Origin of the sequence: Paraburkholderia haematera, from assembly GCF_905220975.1 — a bacterium.
Lineage (GTDB): Bacteria > Pseudomonadota > Gammaproteobacteria > Burkholderiales > Burkholderiaceae > Paraburkholderia > Paraburkholderia haematera.
Genome location: NZ_CAJNBK010000002.1, coordinates 248,786 through 270,016, shown reverse-complemented (window position 1 = coordinate 270,016; position 21,231 = coordinate 248,786). Strand labels below are relative to the sequence as shown.

Annotated in this window: 18 protein-coding genes and 1 riboswitch; of the genes, 10 read left to right on the top strand and 8 right to left on the bottom strand. The window is 62.9% G+C overall.

The features are described 5' to 3' along the window. The first annotated feature begins 186 nt into the window (after positions 1-186). Positions 187-2,268 (top strand): NADPH-dependent 2,4-dienoyl-CoA reductase, encoded by a 2,082-nt coding sequence (locus tag KHO23_RS05590; RefSeq protein WP_211610042.1) that lies wholly within the window; start codon positions 187-189, stop codon positions 2,266-2,268. Positions 2,269-2,429: 161 nt separating this feature from the next. Here KHO23_RS05590 and KHO23_RS05585 read toward each other — a convergent pair whose 3' ends face one another. From KHO23_RS05585 to KHO23_RS05560, 6 genes are all read right to left on the bottom strand, one after another. Next, a complete protein-coding gene (locus KHO23_RS05585; RefSeq protein ID WP_211610041.1) occupies positions 2,430-3,359 on the bottom strand; it encodes an EamA family transporter in 930 nt (309 codons plus the stop codon). Between the two features lie 367 nt (positions 3,360-3,726). Next, positions 3,727-3,975: a pentapeptide MXKDX repeat protein gene (locus tag KHO23_RS05580; protein WP_211610040.1), complete on the bottom strand. Its 249-nt coding sequence runs from the start codon at positions 3,973-3,975 to the stop codon at positions 3,727-3,729. A gap of 120 nt (positions 3,976-4,095) precedes the next feature. After that, the gene (locus KHO23_RS05575; protein ID WP_211610039.1) at positions 4,096-4,899 is read right to left on the bottom strand and encodes a molybdopterin-dependent oxidoreductase; all 804 of its coding nucleotides are present in this window, start codon (positions 4,897-4,899) and stop codon (positions 4,096-4,098) included. A gap of 42 nt (positions 4,900-4,941) precedes the next feature. Next, positions 4,942-5,580 (bottom strand): cytochrome b/b6 domain-containing protein, encoded by a 639-nt coding sequence (locus tag KHO23_RS05570; RefSeq protein WP_211610038.1) that lies wholly within the window; start codon positions 5,578-5,580, stop codon positions 4,942-4,944. A gap of 45 nt (positions 5,581-5,625) precedes the next feature. Beyond that, complete coding sequence (locus tag KHO23_RS05565) at positions 5,626-6,456, bottom strand: DUF1223 domain-containing protein (RefSeq protein WP_211610037.1); 831 nt, start codon at positions 6,454-6,456, stop codon at positions 5,626-5,628. Positions 6,457-6,644: 188 nt separating this feature from the next. Then, positions 6,645-7,109: a hypothetical protein gene (locus KHO23_RS05560; RefSeq protein ID WP_211610036.1), complete on the bottom strand. Its 465-nt coding sequence runs from the start codon at positions 7,107-7,109 to the stop codon at positions 6,645-6,647. 529 nt (positions 7,110-7,638) lie between these two features. Between KHO23_RS05560 and KHO23_RS05555 the strand changes: the two genes are divergently transcribed. The 6 genes from KHO23_RS05555 to KHO23_RS05530 all read left to right on the top strand — a co-directional run bounded on the left by KHO23_RS05555 (position 7,639) and on the right by KHO23_RS05530 (position 14,525). Then, positions 7,639-8,049 carry a GreA/GreB family elongation factor gene (locus tag KHO23_RS05555; protein WP_211610035.1) on the top strand — a complete coding sequence of 137 codons (411 nt, stop codon included), beginning with the start codon at positions 7,639-7,641 and terminating at the stop codon, positions 8,047-8,049. Positions 8,050-8,203: 154 nt separating this feature from the next. Continuing rightward, a riboswitch (TPP riboswitch) is annotated at positions 8,204-8,322 on the top strand. 90 nt (positions 8,323-8,412) lie between these two features. Next, positions 8,413-10,344, top strand: a complete 1,932-nt coding sequence (thiC, locus tag KHO23_RS05550; protein WP_211610034.1) for a phosphomethylpyrimidine synthase ThiC — start codon at positions 8,413-8,415, stop codon at positions 10,342-10,344. A 281-nt stretch (positions 10,345-10,625) separates the two neighbouring features. Further along, entirely contained in the window at positions 10,626-10,838 is a 213-nt protein-coding gene (locus KHO23_RS05545) for a glycine zipper 2TM domain-containing protein (protein WP_211610033.1), read from the top strand. A gap of 154 nt (positions 10,839-10,992) precedes the next feature. Next, a complete protein-coding gene (locus tag KHO23_RS05540; RefSeq protein WP_211610032.1) occupies positions 10,993-11,454 on the top strand; it encodes a hypothetical protein in 462 nt (153 codons plus the stop codon). Between the two features lie 217 nt (positions 11,455-11,671). After that, positions 11,672-13,270 carry an L-lactate permease gene (locus KHO23_RS05535; RefSeq protein WP_211610031.1) on the top strand — a complete coding sequence of 533 codons (1,599 nt, stop codon included), beginning with the start codon at positions 11,672-11,674 and terminating at the stop codon, positions 13,268-13,270. A 328-nt stretch (positions 13,271-13,598) separates the two neighbouring features. Beyond that, a complete protein-coding gene (locus KHO23_RS05530) occupies positions 13,599-14,525 on the top strand; it encodes a DMT family transporter (protein WP_236066724.1) in 927 nt (308 codons plus the stop codon). A gap of 620 nt (positions 14,526-15,145) precedes the next feature. Here KHO23_RS05530 and KHO23_RS05525 read toward each other — a convergent pair. Beyond that, the gene (locus KHO23_RS05525) at positions 15,146-15,382 is read right to left on the bottom strand and encodes a hypothetical protein (RefSeq protein ID WP_211610364.1); all 237 of its coding nucleotides are present in this window, start codon (positions 15,380-15,382) and stop codon (positions 15,146-15,148) included. A gap of 102 nt (positions 15,383-15,484) precedes the next feature. After that, positions 15,485-16,717: an outer membrane protein assembly factor BamC gene (gene bamC, locus KHO23_RS05520; protein ID WP_211610029.1), complete on the bottom strand. Its 1,233-nt coding sequence runs from the start codon at positions 16,715-16,717 to the stop codon at positions 15,485-15,487. A 468-nt stretch (positions 16,718-17,185) separates the two neighbouring features. Between bamC and KHO23_RS05515 the strand changes: the two genes are divergently transcribed. The 3 genes from KHO23_RS05515 (at position 17,186) to KHO23_RS05505 (ending at position 21,149) form a co-directional block, all read left to right on the top strand. Continuing rightward, on the top strand, positions 17,186-17,650 hold the full coding sequence (locus tag KHO23_RS05515) for a DUF2844 domain-containing protein (protein ID WP_211610028.1): 465 nt from the start codon (positions 17,186-17,188) through the stop codon (positions 17,648-17,650). A gap of 70 nt (positions 17,651-17,720) precedes the next feature. Continuing rightward, a complete protein-coding gene (locus KHO23_RS05510; RefSeq protein WP_211610027.1) occupies positions 17,721-19,001 on the top strand; it encodes a DUF3443 domain-containing protein in 1,281 nt (426 codons plus the stop codon). A gap of 276 nt (positions 19,002-19,277) precedes the next feature. Continuing rightward, the gene (locus KHO23_RS05505) at positions 19,278-21,149 is read left to right on the top strand and encodes a glycosyl transferase family 1 (RefSeq protein WP_211610026.1); all 1,872 of its coding nucleotides are present in this window, start codon (positions 19,278-19,280) and stop codon (positions 21,147-21,149) included. Positions 21,150-21,231 lie beyond the last annotated feature (82 nt).

Below are 21,231 nucleotides of genomic sequence, written 5' to 3'. Positions count from 1 at the left end.
AAAGCAAGGAAAGGCCAACACCACAGGCAAACAGACGAACAGCCGAACAACCAGAACAGAACCTCCAGCCCCAAACAACATCCCGCGAAGCCCCCCCCTTCCCCCGAATTAGAATTTTCCCTCGGCGAGTTGGCCCGTTCCGCAGTGTATTGTTCGCGCACAACCCACACTCACACGGTCCCCCGCATGTCTTACCAACACTTACTCACCGAACTCGACCTCGGCTTCACCCGGTTGCGCAACCGCGTGGTAATGGGTTCGATGCACACCGGCATGGAGGACCGTTTCTGGAATTACCCAAAACTGGCCGAGTATTTTCGCGAGCGAGCAAAAGGTGGCGTCGGCCTGATCGTCACGGGCGGCATCTCGCCGAACCGGCAAGGCTGGCTGCTGCCCTTCGGCGGCACGCTGAACTCTGTGTTCGATCTGCGCAATCACCGCTTGCTGACCGAGGCCGTGCATGCCGAAGGCGGCAAGATCGCGCTGCAGATCCTGCATGCTGGCCGCTATGGATACCAGCCGTTCGTCGTGTCGGCGTCGGCGCTCAAGTCGCCAATCTCGAAGTTCAAACCGCGCGCGCTTACCGAAGCCGGCATCGCGCGGACCGTGCGCGACTATGCACGCTGCGCTCGCCTGGCCCAGCGCGCTGGATACGACGGCATCGAAATCATGGGCAGCGAAGGCTATCTGCTCAATCAGTTCCTCTGCCCGCGCACGAACCGGCGCACCGATCGCTACGGCGGCAGCATCGAGAACCGCATGCGGCTCGCACGCGAGATTGTCGAACGCGTGCGCCTGGCGTGCGGCGAACGCTTTATCGTGGTGTACCGGCTCTCGCTGATCGATCTGGTCGAAGGCGGCAACACCTGGGAAGAGACCGTGCAGGTCGCCCAGGCACTCGAGTCCGCGGGCGTCACGATGTTCAATACAGGTATCGGCTGGCACGAAGCACGCGTGCCGACCATCGTGACCTCGGTGCCGCGAGCTGCTTTCGCTGAACTGAGCGCGCGGCTGAAAGCTGCGGTCAAGGTGCCGGTGATCGTGTCGAATCGCATCAATACGCCCGAGCTCGCCGAAGCACTGCTCGCCCAGGGAGCAGGTGATCTGGTGTCGATGGCAAGGCCGCTGCTCGCCGATCCCGAGTTCGTGCTGAAGACCGCAGAAGGACGCACGAACGAAATCAACACCTGTATCGCCTGCAACCAGGCGTGCCTCGACCACACGTTCAAGAACCAGCGCGCGACTTGCCTCGTGAATCCCCGTGCGGGACGCGAGACCGAGTTGATCTACCAGCCGGTCTCAGGCTCGCGGGCAGCGCGTTCGGTTGCGGTCGTCGGCGCGGGTCCGGCGGGACTTTCCGCGGCGACCGTTGCGGCGTCGCGCGGGCATCGCGTGACGTTATTCGATGCAAGCGCAACCATCGGCGGTCAGTTCAACCTGGCGATGCGCGTGCCGGGCAAGGAAGAGTTCAGCGAGACGATCCGCTATTTTCAGAGCCAGCTTCAGCGGCATCGCGTTGACGTGCGGCTCGATACGCGCGTCGATCCGGCGCTGCTCGCGGCAGGCGGCTACGACGATGTGATCGTCGCCACCGGCATCGTGCCGCGGAGCCCGGCGATTGCCGGCATCGACGGGGCTAACGTGCTGTCTTACGTGGACGTATTGCGGGGTGCGCCGGTAGGACGCCGCGTCGCGGTGATCGGTGCGGGCGGGATCGGCTTCGATGTCAGCGAGTATTTGCTGCATCGTTGCGGCGATCCTCTGCCGATCCCGCGCGATACATGGCTCGACGAATGGGGTGTCGATCTCACCGTGCGGGAACGCGGCGGGTTGAAGGCGCCAGTGCCGGCGCAGCCCGTCCGCGAGATCTGGCTGCTGCAGCGCAAGGCGGGCAAGCTCGGTATGGGTCTCGGCAAAACCTCGGGCTGGGTCCATCGCGCGACGCTGGCAAGAAACGGGGTGAAGATGCTCGGCGGCGTGTCGTATCTGGAAATCAGCGAGCGCGGTTTGAAGATTTCGCGTCAAGGTGCCGAAGAATGGCTCGACGTGGACACGATCGTCGTGTGCGCGGGGCAGGAATCCTTGCGCAATCTGTATCCGGAGACGGCGGCACGAACCGCGGACAGGTCAAACGGCGCGAACGGTGTTAAAGACCCGAAGAGTGCGAAGGGTCCGCGCTATCACGTGATCGGCGGCGCAAAGGTGGCAACCGAACTGGATGCGAAACGCGCGATTCGCGAGGGTGCGGAGGTCGCGGCGGCGCTCTGACTTAGCGAGGAGCAGACGTGGCGGCCGCGCGATGAAACAGCAGAGAGCGGAGGACGCCGCCACGCGTCGAAGCAGCGGCAGGCGGAAACGGTCGCCGCGCGCCGAAGCCACAAAACGCCGGGAACGAGCAGCGGGCAGCAAACAGCCAACCGTCGTCCACCTCAAGCGAGACGTTTCTTCCGGTAATCGAACCAGAAAGACAGACCCACGCTGGCCAGAATCACGATCGTCGCGATGACCGTCGAATGGGTGACCGGCTCTCCGAGCAGCAACGCACCAAGCGCCACCGCTACCACCGGATTCACGTACATGCAGCTACTGGCGATGATCGGGCTTGTATGCCGGATCAGAAAACCGTACGCGACGTAGGCGGTCATCGTCCCGATCAGCATCAGGTAGACGAAGGCCAGCAGCGGCAGAAAATGCACCTCCATCATCCGCTCGCCCGTTACCAGCGCGACCATCGTCGACATCGCGCCGCCGAGGCCGATTTGCAACGACGTCGAGAGAAACAGGTCCGACGGCAGCTTCAACCGCCCGGCCAGATGCGCGCCGCCTGCCCAGAAAAGCGCACCGCACAGGATCGCGAGGCTGCCGCCCGCCGATCCCGGCGCGCTGTCGCCGTGACTCAGGATCGCAATGCCCACCAGCCCGAGGCCGACCGCGAACCACTCGCCTCTGCCGATCTTGCGCCCCGCCACCGCCGCGATCACCGTCGCGAACAGCGGCACGGTCGCGACCATCACGGCCGCGGTGCCGGTGCCGACAGTGCGCATGCCGTAGGCCAGCATGCCGCTCGACAAGCCGACCAGCATCGTGCCGACCATGCCGGCATTGCGGATTTCAGCCGCGCTCGGCCAGACCGGGTTGCGCCGCGCCGCGAAGATGAAAAGCCCTATCCCGGCAAACAGATTGCGCATTCCCGAGAGCAGCAAGGGCGGAAACGAACCGAGCGCAACGTGCACGGCAAGATAGGTCGAGCCCCACACGAGATAAACGACGGCGAGCGCGAGCGCGATCTGTCCGTTGCGGGATTGCGGCAAACGGATCGGAAAACCACGCGGAAAACGGCTTGGGAGTTGCGGCGACATGCGTTCAATCCGCCCGTGCCGTTCGAGGCGCCGCGTCCCCGCTGAAGACCCGGTGGCGGGATGGCGGACACCGCATCGGCGATGCGGTCTGACGGGCGAGGCTGGCGGACATGTCGGTGGAACGGAAGGACGAGAGTTGGCCAATGGGGCCACAATGCCGCGGCGCTCGAAAAGAATCGATCCACGGCTAACACGCGCCAAAACGTCTGACGCGACGCCGCATTATGCAGTAAGCGCCCACCGCGCCGGCTGAAAGAATCGTAACTTTTTTGCACGCACACAACAAAAAACCGGGGACGCATCCCCGGTTCTCGCCTTACGGGTGAAACCGGCCCTCAAGTTATGCGCACAGCATCATTGGCACCGCTCAGTTGGCCATCGCACCCGATGCTTCGTGCTTCATGCCCATCGCGTCGCTGCCCTTTTTCATCGTGTCGTGCTTCATGGTGTCCTTCTTCATGCTGTCCTTCGACATGGTGTCTTTGGACATCGAATCCTTCGACATCGTGTCCTTGGACATTGCATCGTTGGACATCGCGCCGCTTGCCTGAGCGAACGCGGCGCCACCGCCGGTGAGGAGAGCGACGGCCACTGCTGCGATTGCGAACTTTTTCATGGGATGACTCCGTTTCGTTATGGATCAATTTAATCCGGCCTCTAACCGATGCCGGGTACTTCCGAAGCTTCTGCCGCCCGGGGTCGCGCGTCCGTCATTGCACGCACCGACCCGCGCGCGTCAGGAGCCTCCGAACCAGTTGTAGCCCTGGTCGACCCAATAGCCGCCAGGGAACGTGTTGGTGACGAACATCTCGACGATGTGCTTCGGATTCTTGTAGCCGAGCTTGGTCGGCATGCGCAGCTTCATCGGGAAGCCGTATTTCGCGGGCAGACGTTCGCCGTCGTAGGAGAACGTGAGCAGCGTTTGCGGATGCAGCGCGGTCGGCATGTCGATGCTTTCGTAGTAGTCGTCGGCGCATTTGAAGCCGACGTACTTCGCGCTCGTGTCCGCGCCGATGCGCTGTAGAAAATCAGCAAACGGCGTGCCGCCCCAGCGGCCGATCGCGCTCCACCCTTCCACGCAGATATGGCGCGTGATCTGTTCGGCGTGCGGCAATGCGTACAGCTCGGGCAAGGTCCAGACACGCTGACCGGTGACGAGGCCGCTGATCTTCAGCTTGTAGTCGGAAGCGTCGACATCGGGCACGTCGTCGATACCGTAGAACGCATTGAACGGGAACGGCCGCGTGATCTGCGCCTCGGTGTAGGTCGGCGCGAGTTGCTTCGGATCGAACAGTGCGGCTTGCGCGCGGTCATTCAGGCGCGACACGGCCGTCAGGAATGCGTTGACCGATTTGTCGTCGGTCAGCGAGCAGCCGGTCAGCATCGACAGGCCGCCGAGCGTCAGAAGCCGCTTGCCGAACAGACGTCGTGACGGCATCGCGAGTTCGCGCCGTGCGTCGATCAGGATCGATTCGCGGTCGAGCTTATTGCCAGGCACAGGGGCGAGCGTTCGGTCGGGTTTTGTATCGGGTCGGGTCATGATTCGATGTCCTTAAGCTTTGCCTATCCGTGAATCAGCCGCTCAGCGTCCGCGCAGCATCGCCAGCAGCGAACGCGGCACGAGCGCCACCATCACCAGATGCACGGCGATGAACGCAGCCATGAGCGACATGGCGCAGAAGTGGACGATGCGTGCGTTGTCGTAGCCGCCCATCAATTCGCGCAACAGCGGAAACTGCACGGATTTCCAGATCGCGAGGCCCGAGAGCACCAGCACGATCAGATCGCAGACGACAAACAGGTAAGCGAATTTCTGCACCGCGTTGTAGACGCGCAGATCGGCGTGCGAGAGCTTGCCGGTCAGCGCGGCGATGAAGTCGTGCAGCACGGCGCGCGGCGAGACCGGCAGGAACTTGCGCACGAAGCGCCCGCTTGCCAGGTTCAGCGCGAGATACAGCAGGCCGTTGAAGACGAGCAGCCACATCGCCGCGAAGTGCCATTGCAGCGCGCCGCCGAGCCAGCCGCCCAACGTGATTCCCGTGGGAAACATAAAGCCTTTGAAGATCGGCGACGCGTCGTAAATGCGCCAGCCGGACAGCATCATCAGGATGGCCGCGAGTGCGTTGAGCCAATGCGTGAGGCGCACCCACACCGGGTGAATCGTGCCGCTCTTCGGCGTGGCGGGCGGAGCGGTTTCGCTGAGAGCATGAGGCGTTGCCATGAAAATCTCCGATGAAAGGGGAAGCGCTGCGAGGTCGTCGCGCGATCAGTTGCAGAGGGCCAGTTCGCCGACTTGCAACACGTCGCCGGTCGCCGCGTTTTCAACAAATGCCACGACGCCGAAGGTGTCGGCAGGCGCGTTGGCGTCGGCATCGTTGATGCGGACATCGCGGCGGATTTGCGCGTTACCGGCAACGAGCGGCACGGGGCCGATCCATTGCCGCACAACACGTTCGTGATGCAGCGTTGCGCCGCTGTTTTCCCCGGCTCCGACTTGCGAGTTCAACGCGTTCTGATAGACCGCCACGTAGGCATTCAGCGGGCCGGTTGCGTTTGCCGCCTTGCTGGTGAATTGCGCATCGACATTGAAGGCGCCCTTCGCCTGGGGTTTCAGTTCAAGCGCCACGTTCGCCTGAGCCGGTTCGGCGACGACCTTGCCGATGCGGCTCTGAAAACTGTCCCTTTGCGACCAGCTCCGCAGTTCGCGTCCTGATACGAAGATCTCAGGTGTGTAGATGGTGTGGCCGCCGGCGAGATCGGTAAGGGTTTGCTGACGTTCGGTAAAGCGATGCTGCGAAAAGCGGTCGGTCCAGCCGAGGCTATTCCAGTAGTCCACATGCAGGGCCAACGGCACGATGCTTTGGGTTGCGCCGCTGTTTTTCCACTGGCTCAACCAGTTGTCGGCCGGCGGGCAGCTGCTGCAGCCTTCGCTGCTGTAGAGCTCCACTAACGCGACGCGATGGGATGGGCTGTGCGACTCGCATACGGCGCCGGCGGCGGTTGCGAGGCCACTGGCTGAGAGGGTCGTCAACGCGACGGCCAGCGCGATTGCGCGGGCGGCGTACCGATTGGCGTGGCGGGTTCGTGCGGTTTGCATGGCGTGCTCCATCAGGATCTGCACGTTTGTCGAACCACGGGACCACTTATGACAGCCGGTTCTGAATTTTATTTTTTTGAGGTGGTTCGCCTACGGTCGCGACCGTTCCAGGATGTTGATTTCCGCGGGATGCGGCGTGTCTGTACGCTTGCGGGCGAACTGCCCCAAAGCGCCCCGCGGAGCCTGCTTCAATCGTAGCTCATGACAACCGTCACCCGGGTATCCTGCGCGGCTTGCTTCGGTGCAAGCGACAACACCCCGCCATCGCGGCCAACCCGGTAGTGACCATCGCTGGCTGGGCGAAACACGCGCCCACTGCTATCGACAAAACGCTCGGCCAGCGTATCGCGCGCTGTCGCGCCATTGCCCACCTGAAGCGCAACGTCGGCCCCCGCCGCCACGCCCGGCACCGCGCTGAAAGTCAGCGCGACCGCCGAACCGGTCTGCGCGAGCCGTCCGCCGGCCGCAGCGACACGTGCTTCGGCCCGAGCGGAAGCCGGGGCCGCCGAAATCGCCAGTTGCGGCGCCACGATCGCGCCCGAAAAATTGATCGTTCCACCGCTCGCGGCCACTGCCGGCATCGGCGCCGCAACCAGCGCGGCCATCGCCGCTACCGTACCGAGTGCCACAAACCGCCCTGTTCCCGTTTTCATCAGCACCTCTCCTCAAGCCGTCCCGAATCGCACCGCGCCATTGACGCGCCGCCCGCCGCCGGTCGCTCGACTGGGCAACGGCCGCCCCTACAGACGGATTAACGGCAGCGCCGCCGCGCCCTTGAACGTCCCTATGCGATCTGAACACGCCGCACCGCGTGTGCACGGCATCTCACGGCGGCGATTAAAGAGATGTCACGCCCGTGCTAACATTCTCCTTTCGATCGCGTCGATTAAGCTTTCTTTCCGGCGCGCTCCCCAACACTTTTCGTTATCTGCCGGCTACCCGATGCGCTTTCCGCTCACCCGTGTCCTCACCCGTTTGCGCCCCCGCCGCGCAACCGGTTGCGTGCGCGCGGACATCGCGACGCCTTATGCCGGCCAGCCGTCCCGAACGCTCCCGCTTCCCGCCGCCCGGCGCCCGATCTGACGCAGCTCCCTTCCATGACCGGGGCCGCGTTGTCGGGCTCCGGGCCGATCTCATCCGCACGCTGTCCCCCTAAATGCAGATCGAATTGGAGAACCCGTCATGAAAAAGACGAAACCCTGTTACCTCACCGAGCTCGACGTCGCCCGTCTTGAAAAACACGCGGCCGCGCCCGGCGCCGACGCCAAATTGCAAGACATGCTCGACGACGTCCTCGAACGCGCCGTGATCGTCGAATCGCGCGACATCCCTGCGAACGTCGTCACGATGAATTCGCAAGCCACACTGGTCGACGAAACCAGCGGCGAGCAGATGACCTGGACGCTTGTCTATCCGCCCAATGCCGACTTCGCGCAGGGCCGCCTGAACGTGTTCTCGCCGCTCGGCCTTGCGCTGCTTGGCGCCAAACGCGGCGAACGCGTCCGCTTCACGCCGCCGAGCGGCACGGAAAAAGTGCTGAAGCTCGAAAAGATCCTGTTCCAGCCCGAAGCCGCCGACGATTTCACGCTGTAAGCGAAGCGCATTCGCGACGCGGAACTGCTGCGCCGCATCATTCCCGGCAGCCCTATCACAATAAGAATAGTGCGTGGCTGGCCGGCGTTATCTCCGACATCTGACTTTTTCAAGACGGGTTGCCAAGCAACGCCCGGGCGGTGTATTGTGTGCGCTGCTAACGCGGGGGTCCTGCGTCGCACGGAGGTTGGAGGTCCGTGTTGCGTGGGTGAGAAATACCCTTTGAACCTGATCTGGATAATGCCAGCGCAGGGAAGCGTACGGATTTCGCACCTGGTCTAACGTTTCATCTCTCGCGATTTCCGACAACTTCCATCTCGTCTCCTGCTTAGCCGCCCCACATTGCTATGCACGGAGATATGCATGAACGCCAACCCGAAGTTCCTTTCCGCCGACGCCCACGTCGATGCCGCCGCTGTCGCGCCGCTGCCGAATTCCCGCAAGGTCTATGTGACCGGCTCGCGCCCCGATATTCGCGTGCCGATGCGCGAGATTTCGCAGGCCGATACACCGGATAGCTTTGGCGGCGAGAAGAATCCGCCGGTCTATGTCTACGATACGTCGGGTCCCTACTCCGATCCGGAAGCGAAAATCGACATCCGCGCCGGTCTGCCCGCGCTGCGTCAAGCCTGGATCGAAGAGCGCGGCGACACCGAAGCGCTAACGGGTCTGTCGAGCGACTTCAGCCGCGAACGCGCCGCCGATACCGCCACCGCCGAACTGCGCTTCCAGGGCCTGCACCGCACGCCGCGCCGCGCCGTCGCCGGCAAGAACGTGTCGCAGATGCACTACGCGCGTCGCGGCATCATCACGCCGGAAATGGAATACATCGCGATTCGCGAGAACCAGCAACGCGCCGCGTATCTGGAAAGCCTGAAGACGAGCGGCCCGAACGGCGAAAAGCTCGCCGCGATGATGGGCCGCCAGCATCCGGGCCAGGCGTTCGGCGCGAGCGCCTTCGGTCCCGACGGCCTGAAGGAAATCACGGCAGAATTCGTGCGCGAAGAAGTCGCACGCGGCCGCGCGATCATCCCGAACAACATCAACCACCCGGAAAGCGAGCCGATGATCATCGGCCGTAACTTCCTCGTGAAGGTGAATGCGAACATCGGCAACTCGGCGGTGACCTCCTCCATCGGCGAAGAAGTCGACAAGATGACGTGGGCGATCCGCTGGGGCGGCGACACGGTGATGGATCTGTCCACCGGCAAGCACATTCACGAAACGCGTGAGTGGATCATCCGCAATAGCCCGGTGCCGATCGGCACGGTGCCGATCTATCAGGCGCTCGAAAAGGTCAACGGCAAGGCGGAAGACCTGACGTGGGAAATCTTCCGCGACACGCTGATCGAACAGGCCGAACAAGGCGTCGACTACTTCACGATTCACGCGGGCGTACGTCTGCAATACGTGCCGCTGACGGCGAAACGCATGACGGGTATCGTCTCGCGCGGCGGCTCGATCATGGCGAAGTGGTGCCTCGCTCACCACAAGGAAAGCTTCCTGTACGAGCACTTCGAAGACATCTGCGAAATCATGAAGGCGTATGACGTGGCCTTCTCGCTCGGCGACGGCCTGCGTCCCGGCTCGATCTACGATGCGAACGACGAAGCGCAACTCGGCGAACTGAAGACGCTCGGCGAACTCACGCAGATCGCGTGGAAGCACGACGTCCAAACGATGATCGAAGGCCCCGGCCACGTGCCGATGCAGCTGATCAAGGAAAACATGGACCTGCAACTGGAATGGTGTGACGAAGCGCCGTTCTACACGCTGGGACCGTTGACGACCGATATCGCTCCGGGCTACGACCACATCACATCGGGCATCGGCGCTGCGATGATCGGCTGGTTCGGCACGGCGATGCTCTGCTACGTCACGCCGAAGGAACACCTGGGTCTGCCGAACAAGGACGACGTCAAGACCGGCATCATCACGTACAAGCTCGCCGCGCACGCCGCCGATCTGGCGAAGGGCCATCCTGGCGCGCAGGTGCGTGACAATGCGTTGTCGAAGGCGCGTTTCGAATTCCGTTGGGAAGACCAGTTCAATCTCGGTCTCGACCCGGACAAGGCTCGCGAATTCCACGACGAAACGCTGCCGAAGGATTCGGCCAAGGTCGCGCACTTCTGCTCGATGTGCGGCCCGCACTTCTGCTCGATGAAGATCACCCAGGACGTGCGCGAGTTCGCAGCCCAACAAGGCCTCTCCGACGACGACGCGCTGAAAAAAGGCATGGAAGTGAAGTCGATCGAATTCATGAAGAAAGGCGCTGAGATTTATCAGCGGCAGTAAGGGTCGGAACCGCGGGCGCCGCAGTACACGCCCGCCGTTCGAGCCTTACGCATCACCGCATTGCAGTACCGAAGCCCGCCACTGGCGGGCTTTTGCATTTCTGCGCGGGCGGGCACGCGGCATGCTGGCCGATGGGAAACACTTTATTACGAAACCTACAATTCGCTGACAAGCCAACACACCTGGATACGGGCTGCGGCGATAACATCCGATGTAAGGACGGGGGTGAACTGTCCATTTCCACGCAAACATTTTCAGACACAATGAACGGAGTCAGCATCATGAAATCGATTCGTCAACTCGGTACGCTCGCGGCAATCGTCGCGGTTGTCGCCAGTCTCGCGGCGTGTGACGGCATGACCACGCGGCAACGCGATACAGCCATCGGCGCGGGTGTCGGCGGCGCGGCAGGCGCGCTGATCGGCGGTAACGCACTATCGACGATTGGCGGTGCGGCGGCAGGCGGCATTATCGGTAATCAGGTCGGCAAGTAAGCGCCACCAACGCGTTCCTGAAAAGGCGGCAAATTGCTGTGCAATGACGTGAAATAAGCCGTTACGGTTTTGCAATCCTGTTGGCGCGAGGGGGGCGTAAGCTCAAGCCAATACGCCCCCGGATGGCGGCGTCCGATTCAAACAGGAGCGCGTCATGAAGTCCCGCATCATCAACACAGCCGGCACGATTAGCCAGCGGCTGCCGCGCCGCTTCCCACGTATTTCGCGAACGGGGCTTGCGCTCACCAGTGCGGTCTGCGTGCTGACGTTGTCCGGTTGCTATTACCCCTATGGTTACTATCCGGGCGGCTACTATCCGTATTACGCCACGGTCCCCGCAGGCGCGACGCAACAGGACGTGCAGGTAGGGCCGCCCGATTCACAGGCAGCGCAGCGGGCCCAGAATACCCAGCAGTACCCGCCGCCCGCTTATGCGGTGGCAGCCGCCCCGCCCGTCTACGTTGCGCCCGCCTATCCCGCCTACTATCCACCGCCGGTGTATCCGGCTTATTACGGCTACCCCGGCTGGTATGGGCCGTCGGTCTCGATCGGCTTCGGTTTTGGCGGTTACTGGGGCGGCGGCCATGGCTGGGGAGGCCACGGCCACTGGCACTGAATTTCACTTCCGAATCGCTCGCGGACCTGCCCGTACTTTCCCTCCTTGACGCGCCCCAATCTGGCCCTATGCTTGGGAAAGCCACGCGCAGTATTTGTTTAAATAAGCGACCCGGCACGTCGTCGACGCGCCGCCGGCGCCCATCCGTCCTGCCCGAGCGACGCGCCCCGTAGTGCGTAGTCCCGCGTCGATTTCGAACAACAACGAAGGAGACGTGATGTTTCACCAACTACTCACTCCGGTTGGCAATTCGCTACTACTGTCGTTCCTCGTCGCCGCCTTGCCGATCATCGCCGTGTTGCTGCTGCTTGGCTGGGCGCGCCGGCCGGCCTGGCAGGCATCGCTCGCGGGCCTGATTGTCGGGCTGATCGTGGCGATCTTCGTCTGGCAATTCCCAGTCGGACTCGCGGCCGCCTCGGTCGCCAACGGTGCGGTGTTTGCCTGCTGGCCGGTGATGTGGATCGTGTTCACTGCCCTCCTGCTCTACAACATCTCGCAGCGCTCGGGCCGCTTCGCGGCCTTCCGCATGTGGATGATCGATAACCTCCCGAACGACCGCCGCGTCGTGCTGGTCGTGATCGGCTTTTCCTTCGGCGCACTATTCGAAGGGATTTCCGGCTTCGGCACACCCGTCGCGATCACCAGTTCGCTCCTGATCCTGCTCGGCTTCCCCACGCTCGAAGCGCTCACCTTTACGCTGATCTTCAATACCGCCCCGGTCGCGTTCGGCGCGCTTGGCGTACCGATCACGGTGCTCGGCGCGGTCACGCACCTGCCGGCCGACTCGCTCGCCAAGATGGTCGGACGGCAGCTGCCGTTTTTCGCCTTGCTGCTGCCGTTCTACGTGATCGCCGTGTATGCGGGATTTCGTAACATGCTGCGCGTGTGGCCGGTACTGCTGGTGTCGGGCGCGAGCTTCGCGCTGACCCAGTTCGTCACGGCGAACTACGTCAACTACAGTCTGACTGACGTGTTGTCGTCGCTCGTCTCGCTGATCCTGACGATCGCGTTCCTGCGTGTATGGAAGCCCGCGGTCGATCCCAAATTCGCGATCAACATCGATCGCGTGGGCGAAGTACGCGGCAAGATCAGCGGCGGCCAGGGCTGGTACCCGTGGATCATCGTCTCGGCCGTGGTGATCGTCTGGACTATCGCCAAAATCTTCCTGATTGGCGACGTCAAGGTACCGTGGCCGGGCCTCGACAAGGCCGTGTTCATCACCCTGTACAACACGCCGTACGGCGCGGTGTGGGACTTCCAGCCGCTTGCCACCGGCACGGCGATTCTGGTGGCGGCCCTCATCACGTCGCTCGTGACAGGTCTGGGAGTCCGCGAACTGGGCAGAGCCGTTGTCGACACGTGGGTCCAGACGCGCATCGCCATTCTGACGGTGGCGACCATCGTCGCCCTCGCCTATCTGATGAACTACTCGGGGCTCACCTACACGCTCGGACTCGGCGCTGCTTCGGTCGGGCCGTTCTTTCCGCTGGTGTCGGCGTTCCTCGGCTGGGTCGCGGTGTTCCTGTCCGGCAGCGACACCTCGGGCAACGCACTGTTCGGCAACCTGCAGGTGGTGGCGGCCCATCAGCTGAACCTGAACCCGATCCTGATGGCGGCGACCAATTCGTCAGGCGGCGTGATGGGCAAGATGATTTCGCCGCAAAACATCTCGACCGGCGTGGCGACAACCGAACTCAAAGGCAAGGAAGGTGTGGTGTTCGCCAAGACCTTCAAGCATTCGATTCTGCTGACCGTGATCCTCGGCGTGCTGGTGTGGCTGCAGCAGAACGTCCTGCAAGGGATGATTCCGCACTGAGGTGTGCGTTCACCCGTCGGCGTAACCGCATGCGCTTGCCCATTCCTTGATGCGGCAGCGCGTGCGGTGGATTCGATCAGTTGATTGACACCGGCATGATGTGAATCGGCGGGCGCGCTCCTTCGGGCCACCCGTTTCTCGCAATTTTTCTCACATCAGCGTGAGAATTGCTCGTTTTGCAGCCGGCTCGATCGCGCTTACGATGGCGACTGTCAGACGCCGTTCATCTCCCACATCTTGCCGTTTCACTCCAACCTGAAACGTTTCCTGCGCTCGCGCTGCTACGATGCGCATGCGTCTCGACTCAACCGCGCGCGGCGCCACGACAATGAATGCCAAAAACCTGCTGCAACTGCTGATCCTCGCTGCCCTATGGGGTGCCTCGTTTCTGTTTATTCGCGTCGGCGTGACCGACTTCGGCGTTGCGCCGCTGATGGCGTTGCGTGTCGGCATCGGCGCACTCTTCCTCGCCATCGTGCTGATTGCGCGGCGGCCAATGCGCCAGTCCGCGACGATCCTGCGCACGCGCGCCTTTCCGCTACTGGTGGTCGGCATTCTGAATTCAGCGGCGCCGTTCTGCCTGTTCGCGTATGCCGAGCTGACGCTGTCGGCGGGCGTGACATCCGTGATCAACGCGAGCACGCCGCTGTGGGGCGCACTCGTCGGCTTTCTATGGCTGCGCGACCGCCTGAGCGCGCTGCGCACGGTCGGTCTCGTGATCGGCTTCCTCGGCGTCCTGATGCTGGTGTGGGACCAGATCGCCGCGCCGAACGGCTCGGCCGCCACACCGTTGAGCACCGCGCTCGCGGCCGCCGCCGCGCTCGGCGCCACGCTGCTTTACGGCATCGCCGCCAATTACACGAAACGCCATCTGACGGGTGTCGACGCCCTGACCGTTGCGACCGGTACGATGACCGGCGCCACCATCGTGCTGCTGCCTCTCGCCGTCATCTACTGGCCGGCTGCGCCGATCTCGCTGCACGCGTGGGGCGCGGTCATCGCGCTGGGCGTTGCATGTACCGGCGTCGCCTACATGCTGTTCTTCCATCTGATCGCAGTGGTCGGGCCGGCGCGCGCGATTACGGTCACCTTCGTGATTCCGATCTTCGGCATTCTGTGGGGCGCGTTGTTTCTCGGCGAAACCGTGTCGCCGGGCATGCTGGAAGGGTGTGGGGTGATTCTCGTCGGCACCGCGCTTGCCACCGGTGTAATCAAACGTCTGCCTTGGGTCGGACCGCGCCGCGCCGACACCTGAGAACCGCCTCACCCGTTACGTTCGGCCAATCGGGTTCTCGCCCTGACGAGCGTTGCGCCGGCACCGGTACGCCGCTTCGTAAGCCACCCTGTAGGCCGTTTCGCGCGACGCTTCCTTCAGCGTCGCCGTTTTCCTGTCCGGCACCGCTGGCCGCGTCCGGGTCTCGACAACCCGCTTGACAACCCATTCCGACCACCCAAAAAAATAGCCCGCACTCCGTTGGAGTGCGGGCGAAACCGTCGCCCTACGAGGATAGGCGACGGGGCCACCGAGGCCGCGCGCCACGCGCGCCGGCCATCATCGGGCTAAGCACCGGTTCGTTCGCCGGTGCAGAAAGGGTCTGGGAATCGCCGATTTGAAACTCGCCGCAAGCTCACGTCGGATGTTACGAATCCGGCCCCATGAGTCTTTAAAAGCAGCTTGCGTGCCAGTTATACAATTTCACGAGAAATTGTTCGCAAGCTATTGATTTTTATTGCCGTTTTTTGACACGAAAGGGTATTGGCAGGATTGGCGGAGGGGGTTTTGCGAGTTACGTCACCGGGGTAACGTCACGTTACATGCGGCCGCAAAGCGGCGGCCGCGCAGTCGCGCTTCATGCGTTTGAAGCGAGTCTGACATCAGGGCACCGGCCATTTCGTGCGTTGCGAAGCCGTATGCCTGACCCGCAGACCCATTGGCCGCCGCGTTTTGCGCGGCTCCAGGGCTGCGCCGCAGACGAGCGCCAGGACCAGCAGGCTCGCCGCCCACATCCAGTAAGGAATCACATCGAACATAGCCATCTCCCCGTTGAGCGCCGGTTCATACCGGTGTTTCAGACGGAAAGCAAAACACGTGCGCACCATGGCGACGGTCAAACGGCTCGCGGCACGAAGGACGAAACGCGGGCGTAAAAAAACCCGCCCGGCTGCATGCCGGGCGGGTTTTCAGACAGCATTCGCTGCTTGCTACACCTTCGTTCAGTGCAACTGGTCGACCATCAGGCTCATGATCTGCTTGGCCTGCGGGCTCTGATCGATCGCGCCCTTGTCGTCGACCACCGCCACACGGGTCTGGTCAGGCGTCACCGCGCGGACGTTCACGAGATACTGCTTGGCGACCTTTTCCTTCTTGCCGTGGAACACCTGGCTCCAGAAGCCCTGTTCAACCGAGGTCAGATCCTTCGGATCGACATAGCGGACGAAGTACAAACCACGGCTCGCGTCGCGATCGTCAACGGTGAAGTTGCTGCGGTCGAGCGCGAGGCCCACACGCAGCCACGCACGGTCATACGGCTCGCCAAGCGTCAGTTCGGTGGACGAGAACTGCGCCGACGTGTTGTTCGCCGAGTCATCCGGCATCGGCGATTGCGCCGACAGCGCGACATTTTGCGCCGCCGTGGCCGCAGCCGCCGACTTCGTACCCGCCGTAGCCGCGTTCGGCGCCGTTTGCGCACCCGCCGGTGAAAGCCCGGCGCTTTGCGTATCGCCCGACTTCGTGCGTGAATCGGCCAGCGCCAGCGCTGCCATCAACCGCTTCAGATATTCCTGTTCAAGGCCCGGATCGTTCGGCTTGGCTTCCCACTTGGTCGAATCGTTGTTCGTACCGGTGATGGCCTCACGCAGGCCCTTCTGGCTGATGAACACATAGGTACCGCCGTTCGGCGCCGCTTCGAGACGCGTGCGGTACTTGTTGCGCTCCGAGCTCACGTAGCTGTTGCCCATTGCCTTGGACAGCGTGTCGCGAATCAGGCCGTCGTTAATCTGTGCGTGCGTTTCATTCCAGTCGGTTTCCATCACGCCCTTGTCGCGCTGGTCGACTACCAGCAGGAAACCCTGCTCCTGCCAGAAGCGGCGAACCTGCGCCCAGGCCTGGTCGGGCGCCTTATTGTCGATCACGAGCCAGCTTTCCGTACCGTCGCGCTGGATATGCATGCCGTTCACCGGCGGCACCACCGTCAGGGTGTTGGCAGCCGGTGCCTGAGCCTGGACCTGCTTGAGCGTGGACAGCGAGGTTTCGCCGCCTTGCGGGGGCAACGAACGCTGATCGGCCGTCTCATCGATCATGTTCGGCGGTACAGCAAGTGACACCTGCTTCGATTTCGAGTCGCTTTTGTAGTCGATTTTGGTCGGCGACGAGGTGCCGCAGCCGGCGACCAGACCGCCTGCCATCAGCATTACTGCAAACCGCTTGGTAAGACGAAGATCAGTCATGTTCGGGGAATCCTTCCGCTACGCCACGGCAAGTTTCCGTGGATCAACCCAACATTTTACCGATCCCGGGGAGACATGTGCAAAAACCGGGGTTTGCCCATGAATTGAGCAGCGCGCCGCCAGCCAAACACGCGCTGCGGCGAACGGCCTCGATTACCCATGCATCGCCGCACGGCGCGCGCCTCCCGTTGCTGAAAGGCCCCCCGCTTCACGACAGCAATCCTCTATCCCAGCGGCAAATTTAACAGTTCACAACACTTCCCAAACGTCTGTCGGACATGCCCCGCCTCATCGTCAGATCATTGTTTTAAAAGACACTTCCCAACCCCGTCACACCCTATTTTCAAGATTAGCTGAGGCGCCGCGCCCCGCTCCTGGCAACGATCAGGAAACCTGAGTGTTATCTTGAATTCGACTTCTCAAAAAAGCCTGGGCGTTCCGGGTTTTCCAATAACGAGACAGATTGCCATGCCAAATCCTTCCTTTTCACCGGCCCTTGCCGCCTCGGTCATGGTGGTTGCCGTGCTGTGTGCCGGCACCGACGCGCGCGCCGAATTGGGCGGCACGATGCCCAGCCAGGCGGATTCGACGATCGCGGCGCCCCAAACCCTGTTGAACGGCGCCTTACGCCTACGCACGCTGACCGATGCGGGCAATACGACCATCAACGAGTACGCGACCCAAACCGGCCAGATCATCGCTTACACGTGGCAAGGCCCGACCATGCCGGATCTGCGCGCGCTGCTGGGACAGTACGCCGACTCCTACCGCACGGGTGCCGCCGCGTCTGCGCCGGACGGCAACCTGCACGCCTCGCGGGTGATTCGCCCGGACGTGATTGTGGAATCCGGCGGTCCGATGCGTGGCTACGTGGGACGTGCGTGGCTGCCAGCGGCCTTGCCGCCAGGCGTCACGGCAGGCGATTTCCGCTGAGTTTCCGCTGCCGCCGCGCGCACGCACGCTATCAAGACAACGCCTCGACGATCCGATCGCGGACAAACTCATGACGACCTCCTCTCACCTCCATGCCCTGCTCCTCCTCAGCGCGGCACTCGCCGGTTGCGGCGGCGGCAGCGGCAGCACCACCGCCTCATCGCAGGCAGGGGCGGCCAGCCCGGCCAGCAGCCCGAACGCCGCGAACTCACCCGGCGCCGGCACGCCGTCCGGGGGCGCCGTCTCCAGCACAGCCGTCCCAGTGCCGCAATCGAACACCCCGAACGTGCAGCCGATTGCAGTCAGCACCGCGCCCGGCCTGACGCGCAACATGCTGACGACCAGCGTCACCGTCTGCCAGCCCGGCACCGGAAATTGCGCGACGATCGACAATATTCAGGTCGACACCGGCTCGAACGGCCTGCGGATTCTCGCGTCCGCGCTGCCGGCCAGCCTCTCGCTCGCGGCGGTGAGTTCAGGCAGCGGCGTGACTGGCGAGTGCGCGGTATTCGGCGGCGGGTATGCGTGGGGGGCGGTGCGCAACGCGGACGTGCGGATGGCCGGCCAGCTGGCCGCTTCGATGCCGATCCAGTTGATTGCCGACCCCACGCTGCCCAACGTGCCGACCGATTGCGCCGGCTCCGGCCCGTCGATGCTGACCGTCGCGAGCCTGCGCGCCAACGGCATTCTCGGCGTGGGCCTGTTCTCAGCCGACTGCGGCAGCGGTTGCGTCAATACCGCTCTGCCCCGGTGGTATTACAGCTGCGACGCCACTGGCGCCTGCCTCGCGAGTGCGCAAGCGCTGGCGCAACAGGTCACCAATCCAGTCAGCCGATTCGCACTGGACAACAACGGCGTGGTGATCGACCTGCCGGCAATCGCCGACGCCGGCGCGGCCAGCGTGTCAGGCTCGCTGATCTTCGGCATCGGCACCCAGGCGAATAACACGCTTGGCGGCGCAAGCGTGGTCAAGGCGAATCAGGCCACCGGGTATGTGGTCACCAGCAGCGCCGGCCAGACATACACGCTGAGCTACCTCGACAGCGGCTCGAACGCGCTCTTCTTCAACAGCAGTCAACTGCCGCAATGCGGGTACTGGTACTGTCCCAGCTCGACGCAAACGGCAAGCGCTTCGATCGTGGGGACCGATGGTGCGTCGAACACGGTGTCCTTTGCGATCGGCAATTCGCGCGCGCTGTTCGCATCGTCGAATAACGCGTTCAACAATCTGGCCGGGATTGCCGGCAACAGCTTCGGCTGGGGCCTGCCGTTCTTTTTTGGACGGCGGGTCTATACGGCGATCGCGTCGCGCGCAACCTCGGCCGGCCCGGGTCCGTATTACGCGTTCTGAGTGATCGATGCCGGGAATCCGCCTTGCGCAGACAGCGGCGTTGGGCGGGTTCGATTGAGCACCTAAATCGAGCGCCTGAACATTCCCCGCCTATCAAGGCTCGAACTCCCGCGCCGAATCAGAACAAATCCTACAAGCCGATCGGATTTTTCCGCGCGGAAAATTCCCAAATCCTCATCCCGGGCTTATTTGATACGCCCTGACTGCAATAATCGTCGGTTCCGGCTAGCGTCATCTCGATATCGTTAGTCCTGCATATCTAACAATAGTCAAACGATGGAACTCATTTTTTCGCTCGATCACTTCGAGCAGTTCGTTTATACGCGACAGCATGGCCGGGCTTCAGCCCAGCTCATCGCCGCACTCGCAATGCTCCAACATACGCGCGGCGAACTTGACGCAAGCTTCCAGGCTTCGGGCATGACCGGCTTGTCTGCCGAAGAGCAACGCCAACGTTTCTGCACGCGCCTGACAAGCGCGGTGTCCACGTTGTTCGCCGACCCGGATTTTCGGCTGCCCAACGAGCACTTCAGATTGCTCCTCACGCTGCACGAATGGATCGGCATGCTGTTCTCAGCCACCGCGTCAGGTAACGCGGACCACGTTATCCGTTACCTGAATCCCCGTGGCCCGGCGGATGCACAGTTTCTGCCGGGAGACAGCTTCATCGAGAAGCTATGTGTGCTCTATTCGACCGAGTCCGAACTGGAACTCGACTTTGCCGCGCTCTGGGCGTACGACAAAACCACCGCGGCCTGTCTTGCCCTCGTTTTGCTGGCGCCGAGCTTCAAGGGCTCGCCGAGCGCGCAGCTCAAGCTTGAGGCGCTGCTGGAGTGGCTGCCCGGCAAGCTGCAGCAGATCGACGACCTCGACGATCTGCCGTCGGCCGTGCTGCACAACGCCTATATGTTCTGCAGCTATGCCGATACGCCGCGGCGGCATGCGATCAAGCAGGACATCAATGTGCTGGTACGCCGCAAGCTCGCGCAACTCGGCCTGACCGACCTGCCCGCACCCAGGCCTGTGCCTGCCAAAGGCAAACCGCGGCGTGGCAAGAAGCCCTTGATGGTGGTTGTGCTGGAGTGGTTCACCGGCGCCCATTCGATCTACCGCACGCACTCGCGCACGCTCGAAGCCGCGCGCGAACATTTCCAGGTGGTGGGTTTCGGCTTCGGTTACGCCGCCGACGAAGTGGGACGGAACGTCTTCGACCGCTTCATCGAACTGGAGCAGCCGGACTACATCGGCGAGTGCCTGAAGACGATTCGCGACTTCGCCGAGGCCGAGCAGCCGGACGTGTTGTACATGCCGAGCGTCGGCATGTTCGTGCTGACGGTATTCATGTCCAACCTGCGCATCGCACCGCTGCAGATCGCGGCACTCGGCCATCCCGCCACCACGCATTCCGACAGGATCGACTACATCAGCGTCGAAGAAGATTATGTCGGCGACCCGGCCTGCTTCAGCGAACAGCTGATGAAGCTGCCGAAAGACGGGCAGCCGTACCGCCCCTCTGTCGCGCTGCCGGACATCGTCGCGCAGACTCCGCTGCGGCGCGAGACGCTGCAGGTCGTTATCACGGCCAGTGCGATGAAGCTCAATCCCGGTTTTCTCGACGCCTGCCGTGCGATCGGCGAACGCGCCGCGACACCCGTCGAGTTTCACTTCATGACCGGCGTGCCGTCAGGTCTGCCGTTCGACCGTCTGCGCGACGTCATCACGCGTGCGGTGCCGGGCGCCGTCGTGCACGACTTTCACGACTACGCCGCCTATCTGGCGCGCGTCAATCAATCCGACCTGTTCCTCAGCCCGTTTCCGTTCGGCAATACCAACGGTATCGTCGATGCGTTGACACTCGGCTTGCCCGGCGTCTGCAAACGCGGGCCGGAAGTGTTCGAGCAGATCGACGGCGCGCTGTTCGAGCGCGTGGGCATGCCGTCGTGGACCACCACAGACAGCGTCGAGGCATACATCGCCGCAGCCGTGCGCATGATCGACCAGCACGACGAGCGTACCGCATTGCGGCAGCGCCTGATCGATACGCAAGCCGTGCGACGCTGCTTCGAAGGGCGGCCGCAGGCGTTCGGTGAAAGTGTGATGGAACTGCTGCGCCAAAACAAAAGCCGCCACGCGAACGGGGCGGCTTAAGATTCGGTCTTGCGTTAGCCGGAACATGCCGTGTTCGTTGAGCACGGCATGAAGTACCTGAGGGGCGCCAACCGCGCCGCAG